21 protein-coding genes are annotated in these 21,940 nt (G+C 58.3%); 8 read left to right on the forward strand and 13 right to left on the reverse strand.

The window, feature by feature from the left end:
* Positions 1 to 450: 450 nt before the first annotated feature.
* The 7 genes from ACM6IR_RS20245 to ACM6IR_RS20275 all read right to left on the reverse strand — a co-directional run bounded on the left by ACM6IR_RS20245 (position 451) and on the right by ACM6IR_RS20275 (position 8,294).
* Entirely contained in the window at positions 451 to 1,923 is a 1,473-nt protein-coding gene (locus ACM6IR_RS20245; RefSeq protein ID WP_414909337.1) for an aldehyde dehydrogenase family protein, read from the reverse strand.
* On the reverse strand, positions 1,916 to 2,743 hold the full coding sequence (locus ACM6IR_RS20250; protein ID WP_414909338.1) for an ABC transporter permease: 828 nt from the start codon (positions 2,741 to 2,743) through the stop codon (positions 1,916 to 1,918). Before ACM6IR_RS20250 ends, ACM6IR_RS20245 begins: the two co-directional genes overlap by 8 nt.
* A 1-nt stretch (position 2,744) precedes the next feature.
* Complete coding sequence (locus ACM6IR_RS20255; RefSeq protein ID WP_414909339.1) at positions 2,745 to 3,662, reverse strand: ABC transporter permease; 918 nt, start codon at positions 3,660 to 3,662, stop codon at positions 2,745 to 2,747.
* A gap of 31 nt (positions 3,663 to 3,693) precedes the next feature.
* Positions 3,694 to 4,836 carry an ABC transporter substrate-binding protein gene (locus tag ACM6IR_RS20260; protein WP_414909340.1) on the reverse strand — a complete coding sequence of 381 codons (1,143 nt, stop codon included), beginning with the start codon at positions 4,834 to 4,836 and terminating at the stop codon, positions 3,694 to 3,696.
* Positions 4,837 to 4,875: 39 nt separating this feature from the next.
* Positions 4,876 to 6,003, reverse strand: coding sequence for an ABC transporter ATP-binding protein (locus ACM6IR_RS20265; RefSeq protein WP_414909341.1), 1,128 nt, complete (start codon positions 6,001 to 6,003; stop codon positions 4,876 to 4,878).
* Positions 6,004 to 6,113: 110 nt separating this feature from the next.
* Positions 6,114 to 6,962, reverse strand: coding sequence for a response regulator transcription factor (locus ACM6IR_RS20270; protein ID WP_414909342.1), 849 nt, complete (start codon positions 6,960 to 6,962; stop codon positions 6,114 to 6,116).
* Between the two features lie 660 nt (positions 6,963 to 7,622).
* Complete coding sequence (locus ACM6IR_RS20275) at positions 7,623 to 8,294, reverse strand: glutathione S-transferase family protein (RefSeq protein WP_414909343.1); 672 nt, start codon at positions 8,292 to 8,294, stop codon at positions 7,623 to 7,625.
* A gap of 32 nt (positions 8,295 to 8,326) precedes the next feature.
* On the opposite strand from ACM6IR_RS20275, the gene ACM6IR_RS20280 reads away from it, so the two are divergent.
* A complete protein-coding gene (locus ACM6IR_RS20280; RefSeq protein ID WP_414909344.1) occupies positions 8,327 to 8,533 on the forward strand; it encodes an OprD family outer membrane porin in 207 nt (68 codons plus the stop codon).
* Between the two features lie 108 nt (positions 8,534 to 8,641).
* Here the strand turns inward: ACM6IR_RS20280 and ACM6IR_RS20285 are convergent, their stop codons facing one another.
* Both ACM6IR_RS20285 and ACM6IR_RS20290 read right to left on the reverse strand, forming a co-directional pair.
* The gene (locus ACM6IR_RS20285) at positions 8,642 to 8,791 is read right to left on the reverse strand and encodes a hypothetical protein (protein WP_414909345.1); all 150 of its coding nucleotides are present in this window, start codon (positions 8,789 to 8,791) and stop codon (positions 8,642 to 8,644) included.
* Between the two features lie 135 nt (positions 8,792 to 8,926).
* On the reverse strand, positions 8,927 to 10,642 hold the full coding sequence (locus ACM6IR_RS20290; RefSeq protein ID WP_414909346.1) for an amidase: 1,716 nt from the start codon (positions 10,640 to 10,642) through the stop codon (positions 8,927 to 8,929).
* Positions 10,643 to 11,141: 499 nt separating this feature from the next.
* Here ACM6IR_RS20290 and ACM6IR_RS20295 point away from each other — a divergent pair, with 499 nt between their 5' ends.
* Both ACM6IR_RS20295 and ACM6IR_RS20300 read left to right on the forward strand, forming a co-directional pair.
* A complete protein-coding gene (locus ACM6IR_RS20295) occupies positions 11,142 to 11,993 on the forward strand; it encodes a TylF/MycF/NovP-related O-methyltransferase (RefSeq protein WP_414909347.1) in 852 nt (283 codons plus the stop codon).
* Between the two features lie 189 nt (positions 11,994 to 12,182).
* Positions 12,183 to 12,857 carry a dihydrofolate reductase family protein gene (locus tag ACM6IR_RS20300; protein ID WP_414909348.1) on the forward strand — a complete coding sequence of 225 codons (675 nt, stop codon included), beginning with the start codon at positions 12,183 to 12,185 and terminating at the stop codon, positions 12,855 to 12,857.
* A 54-nt stretch (positions 12,858 to 12,911) separates the two neighbouring features.
* On the opposite strand, the gene ACM6IR_RS20305 is transcribed toward ACM6IR_RS20300, so the two are convergent.
* Positions 12,912 to 13,334, reverse strand: coding sequence for an MAPEG family protein (locus tag ACM6IR_RS20305; protein ID WP_414909349.1), 423 nt, complete (start codon positions 13,332 to 13,334; stop codon positions 12,912 to 12,914).
* 81 nt (positions 13,335 to 13,415) lie between these two features.
* Positions 13,416 to 14,369, reverse strand: coding sequence for a diiron oxygenase (locus ACM6IR_RS20310; RefSeq protein ID WP_414909350.1), 954 nt, complete (start codon positions 14,367 to 14,369; stop codon positions 13,416 to 13,418).
* A gap of 198 nt (positions 14,370 to 14,567) precedes the next feature.
* On the opposite strand from ACM6IR_RS20310, the gene ACM6IR_RS20315 reads away from it, so the two are divergent.
* Entirely contained in the window at positions 14,568 to 15,524 is a 957-nt protein-coding gene (locus ACM6IR_RS20315) for an AraC family transcriptional regulator (RefSeq protein ID WP_414909351.1), read from the forward strand.
* A gap of 53 nt (positions 15,525 to 15,577) precedes the next feature.
* Here the strand turns inward: ACM6IR_RS20315 and ACM6IR_RS20320 are convergent, their stop codons facing one another.
* On the reverse strand, positions 15,578 to 15,739 hold the full coding sequence (locus tag ACM6IR_RS20320; protein WP_414909352.1) for a DUF2986 domain-containing protein: 162 nt from the start codon (positions 15,737 to 15,739) through the stop codon (positions 15,578 to 15,580).
* A gap of 207 nt (positions 15,740 to 15,946) precedes the next feature.
* On the opposite strand from ACM6IR_RS20320, the gene ACM6IR_RS20325 reads away from it, so the two are divergent.
* The 4 genes from ACM6IR_RS20325 to ACM6IR_RS20340 all read left to right on the forward strand — a co-directional run bounded on the left by ACM6IR_RS20325 (position 15,947) and on the right by ACM6IR_RS20340 (position 21,782).
* The gene (locus ACM6IR_RS20325) at positions 15,947 to 18,844 is read left to right on the forward strand and encodes an EAL domain-containing protein (protein WP_414909353.1); all 2,898 of its coding nucleotides are present in this window, start codon (positions 15,947 to 15,949) and stop codon (positions 18,842 to 18,844) included.
* Between the two features lie 103 nt (positions 18,845 to 18,947).
* Complete coding sequence (locus tag ACM6IR_RS20330) at positions 18,948 to 19,643, forward strand: tRNA (adenine(22)-N(1))-methyltransferase (protein WP_414909356.1); 696 nt, start codon at positions 18,948 to 18,950, stop codon at positions 19,641 to 19,643.
* 84 nt (positions 19,644 to 19,727) lie between these two features.
* Entirely contained in the window at positions 19,728 to 20,228 is a 501-nt protein-coding gene (locus ACM6IR_RS20335) for a GNAT family N-acetyltransferase (RefSeq protein WP_414909354.1), read from the forward strand.
* Positions 20,229 to 20,678: 450 nt separating this feature from the next.
* Positions 20,679 to 21,782: a GlxA family transcriptional regulator gene (locus tag ACM6IR_RS20340; protein ID WP_414909355.1), complete on the forward strand. Its 1,104-nt coding sequence runs from the start codon at positions 20,679 to 20,681 to the stop codon at positions 21,780 to 21,782.
* An 82-nt stretch (positions 21,783 to 21,864) separates the two neighbouring features.
* On the opposite strand, the gene ACM6IR_RS20345 is transcribed toward ACM6IR_RS20340, so the two are convergent.
* Positions 21,865 to 21,940: hypothetical protein (locus ACM6IR_RS20345; protein ID WP_414909357.1), on the reverse strand; the 76-nt coding region annotated here is incomplete at its 5' end.

The following is a 21,940-nucleotide window of genomic DNA, read 5'->3' on the forward strand; positions in this document are numbered from 1 at the left end:
CAAGCTTCGCTCCTACAGCAGCCGGACGCAGGCTTCGCCAGCTGCTACAGGCGCCAGGTTAGAATTTTTCCATTCAGCCGCGTGTTCCAGTGAATGAAATCGGTCTAAAAATGCCCTTCCAACTCTTCGAACTGTTGCTATCCTTGAACATGTAGGTGAAGACGCAGACTGATGCGCAAGCGGATAACGAGGAAACGTGGGGCGCGTTCCGAAGGGTACACGGTTAGAAAGATCTCCGCGCTGAGATCCAGCCCTTATGCCGTGTGAAGCAGAGCAGCATGTAACGGTTCAAAAAAACTGTTCTGTGGGAGGCCTGATAAACCTTGCAAGCCGGAGACCAGCACTGGCCACCTACTCGATTTTCAAAGCCCGCCTTGTGCGGGCTTTTTCGTGTGCGCAGGTTCAAGTGTTCTATTACGATCCCTGTAGGAGCAAGCTCGCTCCTACAGGTTATTTCAGGTACCAACCCCACGGCTGGTCACTGACGTACTCGGTGACTTGCTTGACCTCCAGGTAATTGTGCAACCCCCACTGGCCCAATTCGCGACCAATCCCGCTGTGTTTCATGCCACCCCAAGGCGCTTCGACAAAGGTCGGTTGTGAGCAATTGACCCAAATAATCCCGGCGCGCAACTGGTTGGCGACGCGGGTGGTGCGGTGTAAATCGGCACTCATTACCGCAGCGGCAAGGCCGAAGCGGCTGGCGTTGGTCATTTGCACCGCTTGTTCTTCGGTCTTGAAGCGCTTGATGCACAACACCGGGCCAAAGACCTCCTCGCGCCAGAGAATGCTGCTGTGCCCGGGCTCGTCGAAGATCGCCGGTTCGATGAAGTAACCCTGTGCCAGAGACGCCGGCCGCCGACCTCCGGTGAGCAGGCGTGCGCCACTGGCGAGGCCCTGATCGATGAAGCCGAAGACCTTGTCATACTGGCTTTGACTGACCAGCGGGCCAAGCAGGACACCAGGCTCCAGGCCCGGGCCAATGGTGATTCTGCGGGTTTCCTCGACCAGCCGCTCGATCAACCGCGAGGCAATGTTTTCCTGTACCAGCAGGCGTGAGGTGGCGCTGCACACTTGGCCCTGGTTCCAGAAAATACCAAACAGAATCCATTCCACGGCCGCCTCGACATCCGCGTCGTCGAACACAATGAACGCGGACTTTCCGCCCAGTTCGAGGCTGATGTTCTTGATGTCGCGGGCCGCCGCCGACATGATTTTCGCCCCGGTGGGCACGCTGCCGGTGAAGGCCAGTTTGTCCACGCCGGGGTGCTCGGTAAGTGGGCTGCCGGCATCGGCGCCCAGGCCGGTGACCACGTTCAATACCCCGGCTGGCAGGCCGATGCGGTCGGCGGCAGCGGCCAGCTCCAGCGCGGTCAGTGGCGTCAGCTCGGAGGGTTTCAATACCACCGTGGCCCCGGCAGCCAGCGCCGGCGCAACCTTCCACGCCGCCATCAGCAATGGGTAGTTCCAGGGGATGATCTGCCCGGCCACACCAATCGGTTCGTGGCGGATGCGGCAGCGGAAACGCGCGTCCGGCAACGCCAGGGGCTGGTCTTGCTGCTGATCCAGATCACGGGCCAACCCGGCGTAGTAGCGAAAGCAGCCGATCGCATCGCCAACGTCCCACTGTGCTTCGGGCAACGGTTTGCCGTTGTCGCGCACTTCCAGTTCGGCCAGCGCTTGTTGGCCACTTTCCAGTTCGTCGGCCAGGGCTTCCAGCCACTGTGCGCGCTCGGCGCCACTGGTTTGGCTCCAGCCATTGTCAAACGCGCGTCGGGCGGCGCGCACGGCATGATCGACGTCTTCTTCTGTCCCGGCGGCGACTCGATGAAAGGTTTGTTCAGTGGCCGGGTCGATGACGTCCAGGTACCCACCCAGATCCGGGCTGACCCACTCGCCGTTGATGTATAGCTGATCACGCATGCTGAGACTCCTGAACGCCGGTGCGGCGGTTTTGCAGAGAGCGGGAAGTGAAGAGCAGTGCCATTGACGCGCAAATGATCACCGTCGAGACCGCATTGATCTCCGGCGTCACGCCACGGCGGATGGAGGAAAAGATGTAGATCGGCAACGTCGTTTCCGAACCGGCTACGAAGAAGGCGATGATGAAGTCGTCAAAACTGAAGGTGAACGCCAGCAGGAACCCGGCCATGATCGCGGGGCTGATCTGCGGCAGGGTGACTCGCCAGAAGGTCTGCATCGGTGGTGCGTACAGATCGGCCGAGGCTTCCAGCAAGGCCTTGTCCAGCGAGTCGACGCGGCTGCGCACAATCACCATGACCAGTGCCATGGTGAACAGCGAGTGCGCGGCGATCACCGTGAAGAAACCCATGTTCAGGCGTGGAACACTGGGGATCAATGTCGCCAGCAACGGGTTGATCAGGTCGAATAGACTGATGAACGCAATCAGTGTCGAGATACCGATGACGATGCCCGGGACGATGATCGCGCAGTACGTCAGTGCATCGAACAGCAGGCGCACTTTGGGTCCGGTCCGTTGCAAACCAAATACCGCCAGCGTACCGAACAGCGTAGCGATCACCGCCGATGTGAACGCAATGAACGCGCTATGCCCCAGCGCTTCCATGATGAACGGGTTGCCGAATGCGCGACCAAACCACTGCACCGAGCAGCATTCGAATGTCAGGCCACTGCGCCCGGCGTTGAAGCTGAACAGCACGATCAACGCGATCGGCGCGTAGAGAAACAGGTACAGCGACGTCGAATAGCTGCGCAACCACATGTCATATACCTCCGTCTGCAGGACGGCCGCCGTAGCGCGCCACCAGTTTCAAGTACACGCCGATGATCAGCAGCATCATTGCCACCAAGGTCATCGCCAGCGCACTGCCGAAGGGCCAGTTACGCGATTGCAGGAACAGGTCGACCAGCGCGTTACCGACGAAGAACACTTTGCCGCCGCCGAGAATGGCCGGGATCAGGAACTCGCCCATCAGCAGGATGAACACCAGCATCACCCCGGTGATGATCCCCGGTGCGGACAGCGGCAGGGTGATTCGGCGAAAGCTTTCGAAGGCGCTGGCGCCGAGGTCGGCGGATGCTTCGAGCAGGCGTTTGTCGAGTTTTTCCAGGCTGACGTAAATCGGGAACACCATCAGCGGCAGGTAGCCATAAACGATGCCGATGAGCACCGCCCACGGCGTGTTGATCAGACGCACGTCCTCAAGGCCCAGGCTGGCCAGCAACGCCGGAATACCCTTGCCGCTGAGGATGAAGATCCAGGCATAGGTGCGGATCAGAAAGCTGGTCCAGAACGGCACGATCACCAGCGTCAGCAACAGCGAGCGATTCTTGCTGACCTTGACCGCCAGAAAGTACGCCAGCGGGTAGGCCGCCACCAGGCACACCAACGTGCCCAGCGGTGCCAACATCAGCGTGTTGCTGAACGCCGCCCCGCGAGAGCCGAGGTTCAGGTAGTTGGCCAGCGTGAAGCCACCGGCGTAACCGCCCACGGTACTGCGCGCGCCGAAACTGAAGACCAGGATGATCACCAGCGGCATCAACAACAGCAGCAGGAACCATAATGTCGAAGGCAAGAGCATCAGCAGGGTGATCCGCCGGCCGAGGCTGCGCCGCTGGCGAACCTCGACTGACAGGGCATTGCCTGACTGCACCGTTTGCGGGTGGGCGGCGGCGTTCATGGGTGACTCCTCATTGGCCATGGTCAGGCGATCAGGCAGACTTGAAGCGGGCCATCAGTTCGGCGCGCGCCGGGCTGGTCAGCGTCGCGGCGGCACCGAACTCCAGCGGGCTGAGGGCTTCGGCGGCCGGGTACATGATCGGATCGTTGAGCATGGCGGTGGGCAGCAACGCATCGACGCGCTTGTCGCCGCTCGGGTAGCCGTGGCTCAACACTTCGAGTTTGTTGTGCTGCGGATCAAGCAGGTAGTTGATAAAGGCGTAAGCGGCGTCTTTGTGCTCCGAGCTTTTCGGGATGGCGAAGAAATCGCTCCACAACTCGCCACCTTCCTTGCCCAGTTCGAACTGCATTTGCGCGTTGTCGCGATGCAACTGCGATGCGTCGCCAGTCCAGGACATCGCCAGCCAGGCATCGCCGCTGCGCATCGACGGTTGAATGTCGGAGTTGATTGCGAACAGGTGCGGCTTGACCTCGATCAACAGTTTTTCGGCGTCGGCCAGTTCTTTCGGGTCCAGGGAGTTGAAGCTGTAGCCGAAGCTTTTCAGGGCGTTGCCGATGGCAGTCAGTTGGTAGTCGTGGACCATCGTCCGGCCGCTGGCAGGGCCTTGGGCGGCTGCCCAGAATTCCTTCCAGCTGGTCGGCCCGTTCTTCAGCTTGCCGGTATCGTAGAGCATGCCGGTGGTGCCCCAGTTTTTCGGCACCGCGTACACCTTGCCGTCCACCGTGCCCTGGGCCATGAATTTTTGCTGGAAGGCCGATGCATCGAAATTGGGAATGCGCGACAGGTCCAGCGGTTCGATCAGGCCCAGGCCAACGTAGGTGCTGATGGTGTAGTTGGTCGGCACCAGCACGTCCCAGCCGCTGCCACCGGCCTGCAACTTGGCGAGCATTTCTTCGTTGGAGCCGAACACGCTCATGGAGACGCGGGCACCCGTGGTCTTGGCGAAGGCGTCGAGGTTTTCCTGGCTGTGGTAATTGGGCCAGGTGGCCAGCGACAAGCGATCGCCGAGCTTGGACTGGTCGGCGGCCTCGGCGGTCGAGGTCAGCAGGCCGGGCATATTCGTTGCGACCACCGCTGCGGCAAGGCCAAGGCCTGTGCGGCCGAGGAATTCACGGCGACTGATCGAGCCGTTCTGCCAGCTGCGCAGGGTCTTGATAAACGTTTTCTGGTCCATAACACGCTCCCCATCTGGTTGATGAAACGAATCGATGTCTTACAACGCCATGGCCAGGCCATTGGCGTGATCCCAGCCGACGCGCACTGCCGCGCCGTGTTCGAATGCGTTGGCGCCGTGATCCTGCTGGCGCGGTACGCGCACGCACACCACGCCGAACGCTTGGGTACGCACGCGGTATTCGGTGGAGTTACCCAGGTAAATGCGGTCTTCCACGCAGCCTTGCAGGGTCACTTCTCGTGCCATATCAGCGCTGACTCCCGCAATGCTGATCAGCTCCGGGCGCACGGCGATGCAACCGTCGGCGTCAGCGCTCAGGGCTTTGCCGGTGGACGTCAGCGGGCTGGTCAGTTCCAGCCCCTGGGCGGTGCGCAGCACCACCGAATTGCCGTGCAGGCGCCGCACCGTGCCGTCGAACAGGTTGGATTCGCCGATAAAGTCGGCCACGTAGCGGCTGGCCGGCGCTTCATAGAGTTGTTCCGGGGTGGCGGTCTGGATGATCGAACCGTTGTGCATCACGCTGATGCTGTCGCTCATCGACAGGGCTTCTTCCTGGTCGTGGGTGACCAGCACGAACGTGATGCCGACCTCGCGTTGCAATCGCAGCAATTCGGATTGCATCTCCTTGCGCAGCTTGCGATCGAGCGCCGCCAGCGGCTCATCGAGCAACAACACGGTAGGCTTGTTGACCAGCGCGCGAGCCAGGGCCACGCGCTGCTGTTGACCGCCGGACAGCTCACTCGGCTTGCGCTGGCCGAAGCCGCTGAGGCGGACCATTTCCAGCGCCTCATCGGCCATGCGCAGTTGGTTTTTTTTGTCCGGACGCGGGGTGCGATAACGCAGGCCATAAGCGATGTTCTGCGCCACGGTCAGGTGCGGGAACAGGGCGTAATGCTGGAACACCATGTTCACCGGCCGCTCGAACGCCGGCACACCGGCAACGCTTTTGCCGGCCAGACGCACTTCGCCACGGGTGGGCTGTTCGAAGCCGGCGATCATGCGCAGGGTGGTGGTTTTGCCGCAGCCGGAACCGCCGAGGAAGGAATGGAAGGAGCCACGGCGCACCGCGAAGTTCAGGCCATTGACGGCCGTTACCTCGCCATAGCGTTTGACCACATTGCAGAATTCGATATCGCTTGGCGGGTTGTCGTTCACGCTGTTGTTCACGAGGCGGGCTCCCTTGCAGTGATGACGTCGAGGGCCAAACTAGCAATGAGGGTTTTGCGCTGTATATATCCCTTGGGGGATAGAGGCAGCTACAAGCTGCAAGTGGCAAGCTACAAGTTGAAGGCGCGACCGCGTTCCTCTTGCAGCTTGTCGCTTGAAGCTGGCAGCTGATTCTCGGTGAGGTCACGGATAAACAGCCCGAGCAATTCGGACTGGCTGCCGATGCCAAGCTTGGCGTAGATGTTTTTGCGATGAATCTTCACCGTGCCGGGACTGATGTTCAATTGTTCGGCGACCGAAGCGCTGGAGTGACCGCGCAATAGCAGCTGGACAATTTCCTGCTCGCGCCCGGTGAGGATGTGCGCGCCGAACTGATCGAAGGCTTCGCGGATCTTGAAATCCAGGTCCTGCGCCGGACGCGGTTGCTGGATTTGCCGCAGGCGCCAGGCTTCATTGATGACCTGCTCGACCACGGCCTGGGCACACTCGATCAACTGCATCTCGTCACGGCTGAACGCGCAACTGGCGGAGGAACGCATCAATGACAGAACGGCCATGGAGCCATCGCCGAGATTGACGAAAAACGCCACTTCTTCTGCCAGACCGGTTTGCTGGTAATAGGTCAGGTAGTACTCGCCGAGGTAGAAGTGGTCAGGCGCGAACTGCCGCAAGCGCCACAAACCGGGTGCTTGTCCACGGGTACACGCGAGGTAGAACGGGTCCAGCAAATAGGGCCCGCACTGGTAGTCATCGACATACACGGCACGCTTGTCGGCGGAGAAGGTATCGAACAGCGCCAGCGGCCGGTGATTGCCTTCGTAGACGAACAGCACGAAATGATCGACCGGGCATACATGCCGCAACCAGTGGCTCAGTCCCGACAGCCGCGCATGCCCGGGGGGCAGGTCTAGCAGGTGGGCGATACCGGTGGTCCAGAGTTTCAGTTCCTTGGGGCGCATGGTCACTTCAGGCCGGATTGGGTTGCGTTTAGATGCACAAACTGCGCCATGGGTGGCTTGGCCTGTGGTGGCGGTGCAGGGGCCATACCGTCGTAGCAAACATGCACCGCGACAGGGCCGGGTGTTACCGAGAACCACAGGCGTGGTATCAGAAGTGATCGATCAGGGAGGTGGTGTTGCAGGTGATAACAATTGGCTATCATCTCGACTAAAGTGTGCACCGTTCGAGAAATGGATCCTGGGCGTTTTCTAGGCGATCAAGGCCAAAAGCCGAAGCCAAAGCCAAAGCAACGGCAGGATCAAGAGCTTCGCGAGCAATGTAGGAGCGAGCCTGCTCGCGATGAATTCGAAGGCAGCGTATTTTTCCAGACAGCACGCGTTATCGTTCAGGTCCATCGCGAGCAAGCTCGCTCCTACAGTGGATATTGGATCGGCGTAGCGCTTTTGATCTTGACGCACCTATATCGTGAGGCTTCGTTCCGGGCCCACGGAGCAGGACCGGAGCGAGGGCATGCCGAGCCACAGCGAGGCACCGAACGAAAGGGGCAAGAGCGCTTTGGTTACTTTCGCCTGGGCCGGCATTCCGGCTTTTCGAAAGTGACTCGCCGTAAGGGCGAAACCAATAGCCGCCGTTACAAAAAAAAACGGATATACACTCAATTAACCCCCAGCCAAAAACCGCGAAGGGATCGCATCCACAAACGGATAAAGCGAAAAGTAAGGCCTGGCCTCATCAATAACCCGCTGAAATGAGGCCCTCTGCGTCAACCTGTCGAAATACGCCCGCAAATGCCCATAGCCATCAGGAAACGACACCAGCGTACTGGCATAGAACAGCGCCGGAGCCGCCGCACAATCGGCCAGGCTGAAATCCACACTGGCCACCCACGTCCTCGACGCCACCTGACGATCGATCATGCCGTAAGCCGTCATCAGCATAGAGCGCTCCCTGGTCAAATCGCCGTTAGCGGCGCGTAACCGATCACCGACAATGGCTTGCAGCGGTTCCTGCACGTAAAGATCAAAAAAACGGTCCCACAGACGCACCTCCAGCGCAGTATCCCAATCGTCTGGAATCAGCCGGGACTGACCCGCATAAAAGCGATCCAGGTACTCGATAATGACCGTGGTCTCCGGCACGCTGCGCTGTTGCGCATGATCACGGATCACCGGGAACTTGCCGAGCGGCCATAGCGCTTGAAGCTCCGCCCTGTCTGCATCGTTCCCGAGGTCGATGATCCTCTTCTCGAAATCGATACCGTGCTCATACAGCGCGATCAGTGCTTTTTGGCAGAACGACGACAGCGGATGGTAGTAGAGCGTCAGCGACATCTTTCAACTCCTCGGCGCAAGGGGAGCGCACTGTGGCCAACCAGGAAAACCATGAAGTATTGGCCAATGTCCGCCGATGCGCGAGGAGCCGTCGCCACTGGGTGCGCGACATGACCCTGGACTATGTCCTTCAATCAGGCACGCTCAAAGAGCTCGGCTTCAGTTTGCGCAACGGTGTCGTCTGCCGTTCACTGTGGGAGCGAGCTTGCTCGCGATGGACTAAAGAGCGCCGCGTTTAGCCAGTAAACACGCGTTATCGTTAACGACCATCGCGAGCTCGCTCCCACAGTGAACGGCATGACGAACCAATTCGGGTTTTTTATGGGCAAGACACTACTTGCCGATTGTTAATTACCATCCGCGACCTTGCGTTCTATCTCAGCTATTTTTCGCCTGAGTTCTTCGGCTTCCTCTACCTGGGTCGGGGTTAAAGGGGGCGTATCGGTTTCATCAACACTTTCGGGTTCGGGCTCGTTATCACGGTCATCTTTGTTCATGTTGCGTACCTCCAGTGGCCTATACATTGGATGCGGCGGTCATGAGCGAGTTCTGGATTTGTTCCGGCGCTTGCCACCTTTGGTCGGCGGTGATGACTGTGCGGGATTGGGGCATGTGCCCCAATCCCGGCGCTTCTATTTTTTGCCGGCCTGCAGCGGTGGGGTTCGAGGCGGGATCATTCGCTTCGTCCCGGTCGACTCAAACGCTGAAGCAAAGCGTAGCAGCGACGAGTCATCATAGGCGCGACCGGCAAATGTCAGACCGACGGGCATACCGATGTCCGGCATGATGCCCATCGGCACGGTAACCGTGGGCACCCCCAGGTGACGAATGGCGAGGTTGCCGTTGGCGACCCAAATGCCGTTGCTCCACGCGATATCCGCAGACGCTGGATCGACATCGGCATTGGCCGGCGCCACATCGGCGACCGTCGGGAACAGCACCGCGTCGAGCCCCAGCCGATCCATCCAGTCTTCGAGGTCGATTCGACGGGTCTGTTCAAGTCCGCGCAGCCCGTCGGGCACTGTGACGATCTGGTCCCACGGTGTGATGCCGCGCTCGGCCATCCTCACATATTCGTCCATGCCCGCGACGAGGTCGCCCTCGCGGTTGGGCAGGGTGCCCGGGTCATGCGGGAAAATCAGCGGCCCGTCCACGTCGACCAGACGGTTCAAGGTCGGATCGCCGTTGGCCCGCAGGAAATCATCGAATGCCCAGGCCGTCAGATCCCACAACTCATGATGAAGGAATTCTTTGGACACCAGGCCTCGGGTAAACACCGTCGGCGCGCCCGGACGATCACCCTCGCAGTTGGAGACGATCGGGAAATCGACTTCGACCACTTCGGCGCCGGCCGCTTCAAGTGCCTGGCGAGCGTGATCCCAGAGCCCGATCACCGAGGCACGGGTGTTGATTCGCTGACCCGTTGGGCCACCGATACCCGGCGCGTCCGCCGTGCCCGCTTCAGGGTCCGCGTTGATGTACATACGAGGAACGCCCAGTCGCTTTCCAGCGAGCGCCTCGGTGTTCGCGGCCAGTTCGGCATAGGAGGCGGGACGCACCGAGGCGACACTCGGAATGGGCACCCAGGGTTGCATCCGCCACAAATCACCCCGTGTATCGGGATCCTCCGCCACCACCACGTCGAGCACCTCCAGGAGGTCTGCCATGGTTCGGGCAAACGGCACGACCACGTCCATTGTCGGCGTCAGCGGCCAGTTCCCGCGCACCGAGATCACCCCGCGCGAAGGCGTATAGGCACACAGGCCGTTGTTGGAGGCAGGACCGCGTCCGCTCGACCAGGTTTCTTCAGCAAGGCCGAAGGCCGCGAAACTGGCAGCGGTTGCAGTCCCTGCGCCATTCGATGAGCCCGATGCGAAAGGGGCAGTGAGGTAGTCAGCGTTGTACGGGCTCTCTGCACGGCCGTAGACCCCGCGCTGCATTCCGCCGTTCGCCATGGGCGGCATGTTGGTCTTGCCCAGGCAGATCGCTCCGGCAGCGCGTAGCCGTTCGATGGTGAACGCATCACGATAAGCCACCAGGTTCACGAAGGCCGGACTGCCAGAGGCGGCGGTCAGCCCCTTGACCAGATAACTGTCCTTGGCCGTATAAGGAATGCCATCGAGCGGACCCAGCGACTCACCCTTGGCCCGACGGGCATCGGACGCTTGCGCCTCGTTGAGCGCATCAGGGTTTCGCACCACCACCGCGTTGAGGGCGGTAGGCGTGTCGGGGCCATCGTAGGCATCAATTCTGGCGAGGTAAGCCTGGACAAGCTCAACCGCCGTTGTCTGGCCAGACTCAAGCGCCGCACGCAGTTCGGCAATGGAAACCTCGGTGACCTCGATCATGCTGTTACCACCGGCTGCTGATGGGGGATTCGGTGAATGTTTCCATCACGGACATCACTTTTTTCAAAATGGATTCTCATATCGACTCTCGTTGCACTGCCTTACGCGACAGGGTCTGGACTTACAACCTGAACCGTCTATTTAACACCGAAGCCGGGAGCAGAGGAATTGGTGTAAAGACTCGCCTGCGCTCAGGCGCTTTGATCATGATCGCATTCGGTTGATTGCGGCGTGTCGCGAGGGATTGCAGTTCACAACCCAAAGCGGAAATTGCGACCTCCGCAAAGTAGCCCTCCAAAACTTCTGAGACCAAGCAATCAGGCATCACTGGTGTCGATGCAAAACACGGCATCGCCCCTAAGGAAGTTGGTTTTCTGAATGGAGGGTGATGCGCCGCTACTGTAGGATCAGCCCGCGCCGGGTTTTTTGAATGCCAGGAGTATTGACCCTGGCATTGCGCATGGAAATGGAGCTGTTTTTTGGCTAACAAGGATATGGAATGAGTTTGCCGATAGATTTTTCTGCTGAGCAGTACCTGTATTTACACCCTGACGTAAGATTGGCAGGTATCGACCCTGCCATTCACTACCTGACCTGGGGGCTTCGAGAAGGTCGTGCTTATCAACCGAATACAGACCCTCTACTTCCTAAAATCAAGGGAGAATTCCATTCGGATGGATTGAGGACGGTGCACAATCACGACTTCATGAGTGATCCGCGTTATATCGCTGCGTATGGCCGGGGCGTAGAGGCTTCCGGCTCCGACTATCAATGGTATTGGCGTGTTCACTTGGGGCTTTGGGCGGCACGGACCGCTGCGAAACGCCAAGGTGATTTTGTCGAATGTGGTGTCAATTACGGCTTTTTAAGTTCAGCGATCATGAAAGACCTGGACTGGGACAGCACCGGCAAAATGTTTCATCTACTGGACACTTACTCGGGCATCGATGACCGGTATTTATCGGATCAAGAGAAAGCGGGTGGTGTCTCTGGTAAAAGCCAAAAGTGGATTGACGACGGAACTTACACGTCAAACATTGACGCGGTAAGAGCAAATTTCTCGGAATGGTCAAATGTAAATATCATTCAAGGCTCAATTCCTGAAACGCTGACTCAGATCGATTCGACACAGATTGCTTACTTGCACATCGATATGAATTGCATGGCGCCAGAAGTGGCTGCCATTGAGTTCCTATGGGATCGACTGGTTTCCGGGGCGGTGATTTTACTGGATGACTACGCGTACTTTGGCTATCAGCCGCAAAAGGACGGGATGGATCAATGGGCCGCGCAAAGGGATATTGCGATCGCCAGCTTGCCTACAGGACAGGGACTTTTGATAAAACCATAGCCTGCTGTCGCACACACCTGACGATGGCCGCTGCAAAGGTTTTGATGGCCTTGGTAGCGGCTTTTGAAGCGGCAAGAACGGGTATCACTGCCAGTCACTTCGCCTAAACTGGAAAGGAATAAAAGGGCGACGGGGTAGGGCACAATTGCTGTCGCGATAGATAGGTTAGGTGTCCATCGAAAGGAGGGCATGAAAATGACACGCGTTCGAGTTGAGGGCTTTACTGTCTCGCTTGACGGATACGGAGCCGGTCCGAATCAGGACATGAGTCATCCGCTCGGTGTGGGCGGGACAGATTTGCACCAATGGTTAGTCCCGACACGCACGTTCCAACGGACCCTGTTTGGCGCCGAAGGTGGCACAACGGGGATCGATGACGACTTCGCAGCGCGGGGCTTCAGGAATGTTGGCGCCTGGATTCTCGGAAGAAACATGTTCGGACCGATTCGCGGTTCCTGGCCCGACATGAACTGGAAAGGCTGGTGGGGGGACAACCCACCGTATCACGTGCCAACTTTCATCTTGACTCATCACGCGCGCGCTCCAATCCAGATGGAAGGCGGAACGACATTCTACTTCGTCACCGGCGGTATTCACGAGGCGCTTGACCAGGCGCGCGACGCAGCCAACGGAATGGATGTGCGCATTGGCGGCGGACCTGACACTATCCAGCAATATCTTCGTACGGGCCTCATCGATGAGTTGCATATCGCTATTTCGCCGGTCCTGCTGGGCGGGGGAGAGCGATTGTTCGAGGGGATTGACATGCGCGCTCTGGGATACGAATGCATTCAGTTCGTTGCGTCGCAGAAGGCCACTCATGTTGTACTCCGGCGCCAAGGGCACAATGACGATGACGCTTGACAGTCGGTCGCTGTCGAAAAAGCCACAGTCAACTTCGAGAATCGATTTGAGTATTCACATGCCGTGATAAGCGGCGATAACAATGAGCGCGAGAAAACAGACCAACTGAACGCAAAAGAAGGTAAATCGAACCGCCACGAACGTATCGGTTTGCACATGGGATACGTGGACCAGAGACTGGCACACGCGAGCGATCAGCACGATTATGGACAAGTAGCTCACTACAGGGCCGTCGACACCCAGGGCTGAAATCACCCACACGATGGCGCCAAAGACCGGCAGATTTTCCACGCAGTTCGCATGTGCTCTTGTCCCGCGCCGATACCAGTCTTCGCCTTCGAGCTGATCGCTTCGGAACGAGGCAATCGGAACATTCGAGAACAGGATGCCGAGCCAGCGATACACCCCGACGGTTGCCATCAACAGCAGTAACGTCCAGGTCGTAAATCCGAGCAACATCCACATCGGTGTGGTCATGGCTGCCATCCTCAATCAATCATTCTCAGCCCGTCATTCCACAGCCGCGCGGCCGACACGTAGTCGGTCGCGCCCTGTCGATCAATTGCTCATGATGGGGGCCAGTGCGGTCTGAATCCTGGACATCTGTGCGGGTGTTGTCATGCGCGTAAGCAGCCGGCCAAAGTGTGGGTGCTGCACACCCGAGATAATGTATTGCCAGCGGTAGGCACTCAGCGCGGAGGCGTTGATGTGCGCTGTCTCCTCGACACTGAATGATCGTGAAACGTTTCTAATAAAGTAGTCGGCATCGGATGCCGATTGTGCCTGCAGAATTCCGTCGACAGCCGCCACCAGCGCAATCAGATCGTTCACGGCCTGGTCGCGCTCGGCTGGCGAGAGTTTCGCGTGCTCCGCCTTCCACTCCAGTTCATCGAGTACGACGTGCCGGCTTTCATCCTTCCAGTGAAATTTGAAGACATCCTTGAAGAGTGGGCACAACTCCTCGCGCGGGGCGATGCTTTGCGTGTAGTGCGTTTGAACAAACAGCTCGATATGACAAGTCAATGCCAGCACCGACCAGGTGCTGGCCGCAAGTACCGCGCGCGCCACATCGTTTGGATCGGCAACTTGACGATATCCCGCTGGCAAGTGCGAACCCATCATCGTTTCCATGCGCCGAAACAGCTCCTGGTGCTTGATCTCGTCGTTAGAAAAGCGCACCAGCGCTTCGAGTGCGAGCTGATCGTCAAATACATGGGCCCGACCTTGATCGAGCATTTTGGCGCTGATAAAACGCTCGACCAAGCCAAAGAGATACGCATAGGTTCGGCCCTGAATCTGACTGAGCAGGCGCGCCTCGTCCTCGGTGAGAAAGGTCAGGAGGTCGATCCGCGACAGGCCGTCGGGCAAGAATTTGCGCGAAAAATCGAAACTCCGGTCCTGTAGCAGATCGCGATCGATCTGCCATTCCGCTTTCTTCGATGATCTGACCATCTGTGCATAACGGGCGGCGTTTTCCGAATCTGAGCTGGGTAGAGTAGTGATCGAGTTCATATTGATTTCCTGCATCCGAGGTCGAGTTGGAATGGGGCAATTACGCTTGACGTCGGCGCCAATGACCATCGGTGAAGCCTCTGGGGAAGTCTCGATCACTGAGTCCGCGTTGGTGCTAATCTAGGCCTCGCAGTTCAGGCGATGAATGACCAGTGCGCCTGATTACATGCTCCGGACTCCGGAAGAGGGGGCTGGCAATTGTTGGATGCGCTTTCTGATGTCTTGCGGGTGATTCGGCTGTCTGGAGGGGTGTTCCTCGAGTCAGAGTTCACTGCGCCCTGGTGCATCAACGGAAGAATCTCTGCGGACGATTGCAAACCGTTCCTGGCGGCCCCTCGACATATCATTGCGTCGCATTTTGTCGCCGCGGGGCACATGCAATTACGAATCGACGGTGGTGCCACTGTCGACGTGCGGGCAGGCGAACTCATTCTGCTTCCTCGCAATGACGCTCATTCTTTTGGCAGCGATCTAAGCATTGCGCCGATGCCAGCGAGCGACGTCATTCAACCGCCGGAAGTCGGCGGCATTGCACGAATCAAATACGGCGGAGGAGGCGAGGCTACGCAGGTGTTGTGCGGATTCCTCGGCTCTGAAACCCCATTCAGTCCATTACTTTCGTCGCTGCCCTCTTTATTGAAATTAGACGTACGCGCGACGGCTTCGGGAGCCTGGATTGAAAGCTCATTCCGGTTTGCTGTCAGTGAGATCGCAGCGGGGCGCGTCGGCTCGGCAACGGTCATCGCCAAGCTATCCGAATTGTTATTTGTCGAAGCCGTCAGCCAGTATGTCGCGAGCCTCCCGGCTGAGCAGCGTGGCTGGCTGGCGGGATTGCGAGATCCGCCTATTGGCCGTGCCCTGGCGCTGCTGCATGCTCGTCCCACCGAGGCCTGGACTGCAGAAGCCCTGGCGCTTGAGGTGGGCATGTCGCGCTCGGTATTCGCGGAGCGATTCACCGCATTGGTCGGACAGCCACCGATGCAATACCTGACGCTCTGGCGTATGCACGTCGCGGCCCAACACCTGCGCGAAGGTCGCGGTAATGTGGCGCAAATCGGCTTTGCAGTGGGCTACGAATCCGAAGCCGCGTTCAGTCGCGCATTCAAACGCCAGTTCGGCACATCCCCCGGCACTTGGCGCAGACAATCAGTATGAGAAGGCCCGACGCCGTTGGAGGGCGCGCGCCCTCGCGGTACGGAATGCATGGATCAGCTTTCAGAGGAAATGATTGAGTCGTCACCTGATTCAGCCGCTAGCTTCAATCGGTCAGCTTTACTGATGTATTTAGACTTGCTTGGCGGTGCCAGTTTGGCGCTTGCCTTTTTTGCATGAGCCTTTAATAGCTGCTGTATTTTTTTACGACGATTCATATTTTCCTGCTCGGCATTGTAAATGCTTGAATGATATCAGCTTAAAATATTGGACCAGATCCCTGTAGCACGCTCTTAGTGAATAGTGGGTACTAAAGCGAATAAGCTATTGAAAAAAATTTCTATAAGCTTTAAACGGGAAACTCGCTGGCACATTGCTTGCCATCAGTCAGTGAGTATCGCCAGTTTTTGGCTCAGGGAGCGCTGATGAGTTTTCGCCCATTGACCGACACCCCGCGGCAATCGAACGGTTGCGACGCTGTTGCCTCTCAACTAGAAGGAAACTCGGATACTGTCGGCATGGCCTGCGCTGGCAACGAGTACACGATCGAACAATTACTGGACTCAGCGCGCAACTGGGCTCATACCTCCGCGTGGGTGGTTTACCGCGCCGGCGAACAAATGCATTTAGTCGGGCAGGGCGACCCGCGGGGGCAATGGCCGTCAATCATTGCGAATGAAGAGTTTGAAGCCTTTTGCCTGACCAGGCGCTTGCACCGCTGGCCGACCGGTAGAGGCGAAAGCGTACTGGGTTGGCTACTCGCGCCAGTCAACGATGCCGCGGAACCCGCACTCGCCGAGTTTGCCCAGCGCCTGGGTACTCAGGTACAGACCAATACGCTTGCCCGTGCGCAGATTACTCAGCGTGTGCTGTATGAAATTACCTACCTGGCCAGTTCGACCCGTGACCGGTCAGTGTTTCTGGTGGGGGTTCACCGGCTGCTGGCCAGCCTGATCGACGCCGAGAACTTCTACCTCGCGCTGTATAACCCGCATACCGGCAAGATTGACTACCCGTATTACGTCGACATTATCGACGTTGATGCCCTGGAATCCGAGAACTACGAATACCTTGACCCTGCGCACCTGTCGTTGACCGGCCAGGTATTGACCACGGGCCAGCCGTTGCTGATCGACGCCGCCGGCATTCTCGCGGCTCAGGCCGAGGACCGTTTCTACTGCGTGGGAGATCGTCCCGAGTTCTGGATGGGCGCACCATTGAAGAATGCCTCGGATGACGTGTTTGGCATGCTTGCGATGCAGGTCTACGACGTTTCTCGTACCTACAGCGCTGAAGACCGCGCGTTGTTTCTGGTGGTGGCCCGCCACGTGGCCATGGCGCTCGACCGGATTCTGCACCGAGAGGACCTGGAAGAGACGGTGATGCGTCGCACCCTGGAGCTTTCGGCACTCAACGATGCATTGAGGCAGGAAGTGGCAGACCGAGAGCGCGCCGAACATCTGCAGAGCGCGCTGTTCCAGATTGCTGAACTGTCGAGTCAGCCTGGCGACATGGCTGAGTTGTTTCAAACCTTGCATGGCATCGTCGGTGATCTGCTGTTCGCGCAGAACTTCTACATTGCACTGTTCGACGACGCGACCAGTGAAGTGACCTTTCCGTATTTTGTCGATGAGCGACAGACGACCTGCCCGCAGGCACGGCGTGGGCAACGGGGCTTGACTGAGTACGTTATCCGTCAGCGTCGACCTTGCCTGATTGACTCCGGTGAGGCTGAACGATTATCAGCGCACGGTGAAATCGAAATTGCCGATGAGTCTGTCCGATCCGACTCCTGGCTGGGCATTCCATTGTTCGATGGCGATGTGGTGCGTGGCGTGCTTGCGGTGCAAGGCTATACCTCGCAAGTGCGGTATACCCTGCGTGACCAGGAGCTGCTGACGTTCGTGTCGCGGCACATTGACACAGCGTTGTCGCGACGCACGGCCGCCGAAGCGATCCATGCCGCCAACCTCAAGCTGGAAGCCCGGGTGCAGAACCGCACCCGCGAGCTCGATCACGCCAATGCCAAGTTGCAACACGAAAATTCCCACGATGCGCTGACCGGGCTACCGAATCGTACCTACTTGCAACAGCGCCTCAATCTGGCCTGGTCGCAGTTCGGCAGCGAAGGCGGGCACCTGGCGGTGATGTTCATCGACCTTGATCGTTTCAAGATGGTCAACGACAGCCTCGGCCACCATTTTGGCGATCTGTTGTTGATGCAAGCCGCCCACCGTTTACGCGGTTGTCTGCGCGACACCGACATGCTGGCGCGCCTGGGTGGCGATGAGTTTTCAGTGCTCGCTCCCGAGGCGGCGCTGGACGTGGTGATCGAAATCGCCGAGCGGATCCTGGTGGCGTTTGACCTGCCGTTTTTCATCAATGGCCATGAAGTTTTTTCGTCTTGCAGTATCGGTATTGTCAGCGCCGACAGTCAGTTCCATCACGAGCCAGCTGACTTGCTGCGCGATGCCGATGCGGCGATGTACCGGGTCAAGAGTGCCGGGCGTGACAGCTACGCGGTGTTCAACCAGGAAGTGCGCCGTGAAGTCTCGGACCAGGTTGAGCGTGAAGGGGCCTTGCGCAACGCACTCAAGCGTACCGATGAACTTCTGCCGTATTTCCAGCCGATTGTCAGCGTCGAAAGCGGCGAACTGTTGGCCCTTGAAGCGCTGATCCGCTGGCATCAGCCAGGCGGCCGGGTGATCGCGCCGGGCGAGTTTCTGCCGGATGTCGAGGGGCTGCGTCTGATCGGTCGACTGGACTTGTACATGCTCAACAGCATTGCAGTGATCCTCGCACAGCCCCAGCATGCCCATTGGCCTGCGGTGCACGTCAATTGCTCCAGTTACAGCATGACGCGCCCGGACTTCGCCAGTGATGTGCTTGCACTGTTGGCCCGGCACGGGGTCGCGCCATCGCGGATCTGCCTGGAGTTGACCGAAGGTGCGCTGGTGGCTGAGCCAGCCATTGCCCGACTGACCATGCAGCAATTGGCCGACAATGGCATGTCGGTGGTGCTCGATGACTTCGGTGCAGGATTTTCATCCCTGAGCTATGTGCATCAATACCGTTTCAGCGACTTGAAGATCGACAAGTCGTTCATCCTCGAACTGACCACCAGTTCTCGCAGTCGCGCGATCGTCCGGGCGATTGTGCGGATGGCCGAATCGCTGGACCTCAGCGTGGTGGCCGAAGGTGTCGAGGATGAAGCGACGCTGGTCTTGCTGCGCGAAATGGGTGCAGGGCAGGCCCAGGGTTATTATTTTGCCAAACCGATGGGGTTGGCGGCGTTGTTGGAGAGTTCGCTGGTCGGTCCCTAGAGATGGTTGGTCGCAGGAATTTGAAATGCACGGCGATGCTCGACACAATCGCCTCCCGATCTGGCCCAAGGTGCCGGACGTTCGTGGTGAAAAGGGGCTGCAGTTGAACGAACAGACATTGTCCATGCGCCTGGAGCACGTGGCGGCGCATGTGCCAGCAGGTGCGCGCCTGGCCGATATCGGCTCGGATCACGGCTACCTGCCAGTGGCATTGATGCGCCGTGGCGCCATCGCGGCGGCGGTGGCCGGCGAGGTGGCATTGACGCCGTTCCGCTCGGCCGAACGTACCGTGCGCGAGAGCGGCCAGGACCAGCGGATCAGCGTGCGCCTGGCGAATGGCCTGGCGGCGATCGAGCCGGGAGACGGGATCACGGCGATCAGCATCTGCGGTATGGGCGGCGAGACGATCCGCGACATCCTCGACAGCGGCAAGGCGCACCTGAGCGGCCAGGAGCGCCTGATCCTGCAGCCCAACGGCGGCGAGCCGCCGCTACGCCAATGGTTGATGGAAAATGGCTACCGCATCCTCTGCGAGGAAGTGCTGCGGGAAAATCGCTTCGACTACGAAATCATCGTCGCCGAGCGCGCCGGGCCGGTGATGTACACCGCCGAGGAGCTGTACTTCGGCCCGCTGCAGATGCAGGCACGCAGCCCGGCGTTCCTGTTCAAGTGGCAGCACATGCTGCGCCAGAAGCAGAAGATCCTGACCCACTTCGCCCGGGCGCGGCAGGGCGTGCCCGAGGAGAAGGTGCAGGACATCGCGCGGCAGGCCCGGTGGATCACCGAACTGCTGGCTTGAGCGCTCTAACGGTATATCAATGGGTGTCGATTGTGGCCAATCACGTGTGTCCGCTTTCGGCCTGAATCACAGGAGATGTGATTAATGAAGTCATTTAGAGTTCGCGAGCTAAAAAGTACTGATAATGAAGCGTTACTGGCGTTCGAAATCCATAACCGTGAATGGTTCGAATCTCATATTGATGCGCGCGACCCTTCTTTTTACTCGTTGCAGGGTGTCGCCGATCATATTGAGTGTTATTTGTCTGATTTTGCTATCGGCGCCTGGCACCCGTTTGTCATCGAAGATTCCAGACAAAAAATAGTGGGTCGAGCCAATTTGAAAAGCATCAATTCACCGAAGCGTTCTGCGCAGGTAGGCTATCGGATTGATCAACACGCTTGCGGGCAGGGACTCGCCACACTGGCGCTGAGACACCTGATTCACGAGGCACAGATGCGTTGGGAACTTAAGCAACTGGTTGCTTATGTTTATCAGGAAAATGTTGGCTCAAGAAAAGTACTGGGTCGGTGTGGATTCTCGCTTGAACAACTTTCTTGTAACGAGAAGGCGGGGGAGGAGTGTCGATTCGTCCTCTCGATCTAGGTATATGTTTTTTCAACGGCGGGCTAGCCTTGGTACCAGTTCAGCAGCTGGAGGTTGCCTACTTTGAGCGTTTTCATGAGCTAATTCAGTGCTCGGTATGCAATGCCCGCTCAAATCGGGGCATTGGTCATTATATTATTCAAAAACCGACATGTGGATGTCGGTGACAAGTAATTTGTCGTTTATAGACATCTCTCGCGTATATGCTACGAAAGTGCACAACGTTGATGAGCGCAGGCACAAACTCAAGCGTTTTCCTTATGGCTCCCGCCCTGCAAACCCTCAGCATAGAGACATTGGGTGATGTCGTTTTTGGATCCGCTCAAACTTATGTAATTGGGTATGACCTTTGCAGGTTGAATAGGAACAAACCCACCAACTTTTGGATGGGAGAATAAAAAGAGCCTTTGCCTGAGGCCATTCACCCGCTTTGTGTGAGGAGATACTGCGATGACGTCGTTCAACTCTGGGGCTCAACCCCAGAACCGTGCGCCTCAATCCATCGGCTTTCTGCTGCTGGACAATTTCACGCTGATTTCTCTGGCGTCCGCTGTAGAACCGCTGCGGATGGCCAATCAGTTGTCCGGTCGCGAGCTGTATCGCTGGAGCACCCTCACCGTCGATGGCGGCCAGGTCTGGGCCAGTGATGGCCTGCAAATCACCCCTGATGCCTCCATGCACAAAGCCCCGCCAATGGACACGATCATCGTTTGCGGTGGCGTCGGCATTCAGCGTACCGTTACCCGTGAACACGTATCCTGGTTGCAAAGCCAGGCCCGCAAGGCCTGCCGCCTCGGTGCGGTCTGCACCGGCAGCTGGGCCCTGGCTTGCGCCGGACTGCTCGATGGTTTCGATTGCAGCGTGCACTGGGAGTGCCTGGCGGCGATGCAGGAAGCTTTCCCGCGGATAGTAATGAGTACCCGTTTGTTCACCCTCGACCGTAACCGCTTCACCAGCTCCGGAGGCACCGCGCCGCTGGACATGATGCTGCACCTGATCAGCCGCGATCACGGCCGTGAACTGTCCGCCGCGATTTCGGAAATGTTCGTCTACGAGCGCATCCGCAACGAGCAGGATCACCAGCGTGTGCCGCTCAAGCACATGCTTGGTACCAACCAGCCGAAGTTGCAGGAAATCGTGGCGCTGATGGAAGCCAACCTCGAAGAGCCGATCGACCTCGACGAACTGGCGGTATACGTCGCCGTGTCCCGTCGTCAGCTGGAGCGGCTGTTCCAGAAATACCTGCATTGCTCGCCGTCCCGTTACTACCTGAAACTGCGCTTGATCCGTGCCCGGCAACTGCTCAAGCAAACGCCGATGTCGATCATCGAAGTGGCGTCGATCTGTGGCTTTGTATCTACGCCGCACTTCTCCAAGTGCTACCGCGAATACTTCGGCATTCCGCCGCGTGACGAGCGCGTTGGTTCCAATACCACGCAGCAGGTGGCGATGATACCGCTGCCGCAAGCATTGGTGCTCTCGCCGTTGGCCGGTTCGATGTCAGCTTTGAGCCAGGCACGTAACGAGTCAACCTTTGCCAGCGTTCGTCTATAAATCTTCACCCCTATCCTGCGAAAGCGTAACGTTCGCAGGATAGGGGAAGGCTTTTCATTTTAGTGTTGCGCTGAGGCAGGACTTACTCGACAGCTTTAACCATGTCCTCGATAACCTTTTTAGCGTCGCCAAACACCATCATGGTCTTGTCCAGATAG

The sequence above is a fragment of the Pseudomonas sp. IT-P253 genome, from assembly GCF_949768125.1.
Classification (GTDB): Bacteria; Pseudomonadota; Gammaproteobacteria; order Pseudomonadales; family Pseudomonadaceae; genus Aquipseudomonas.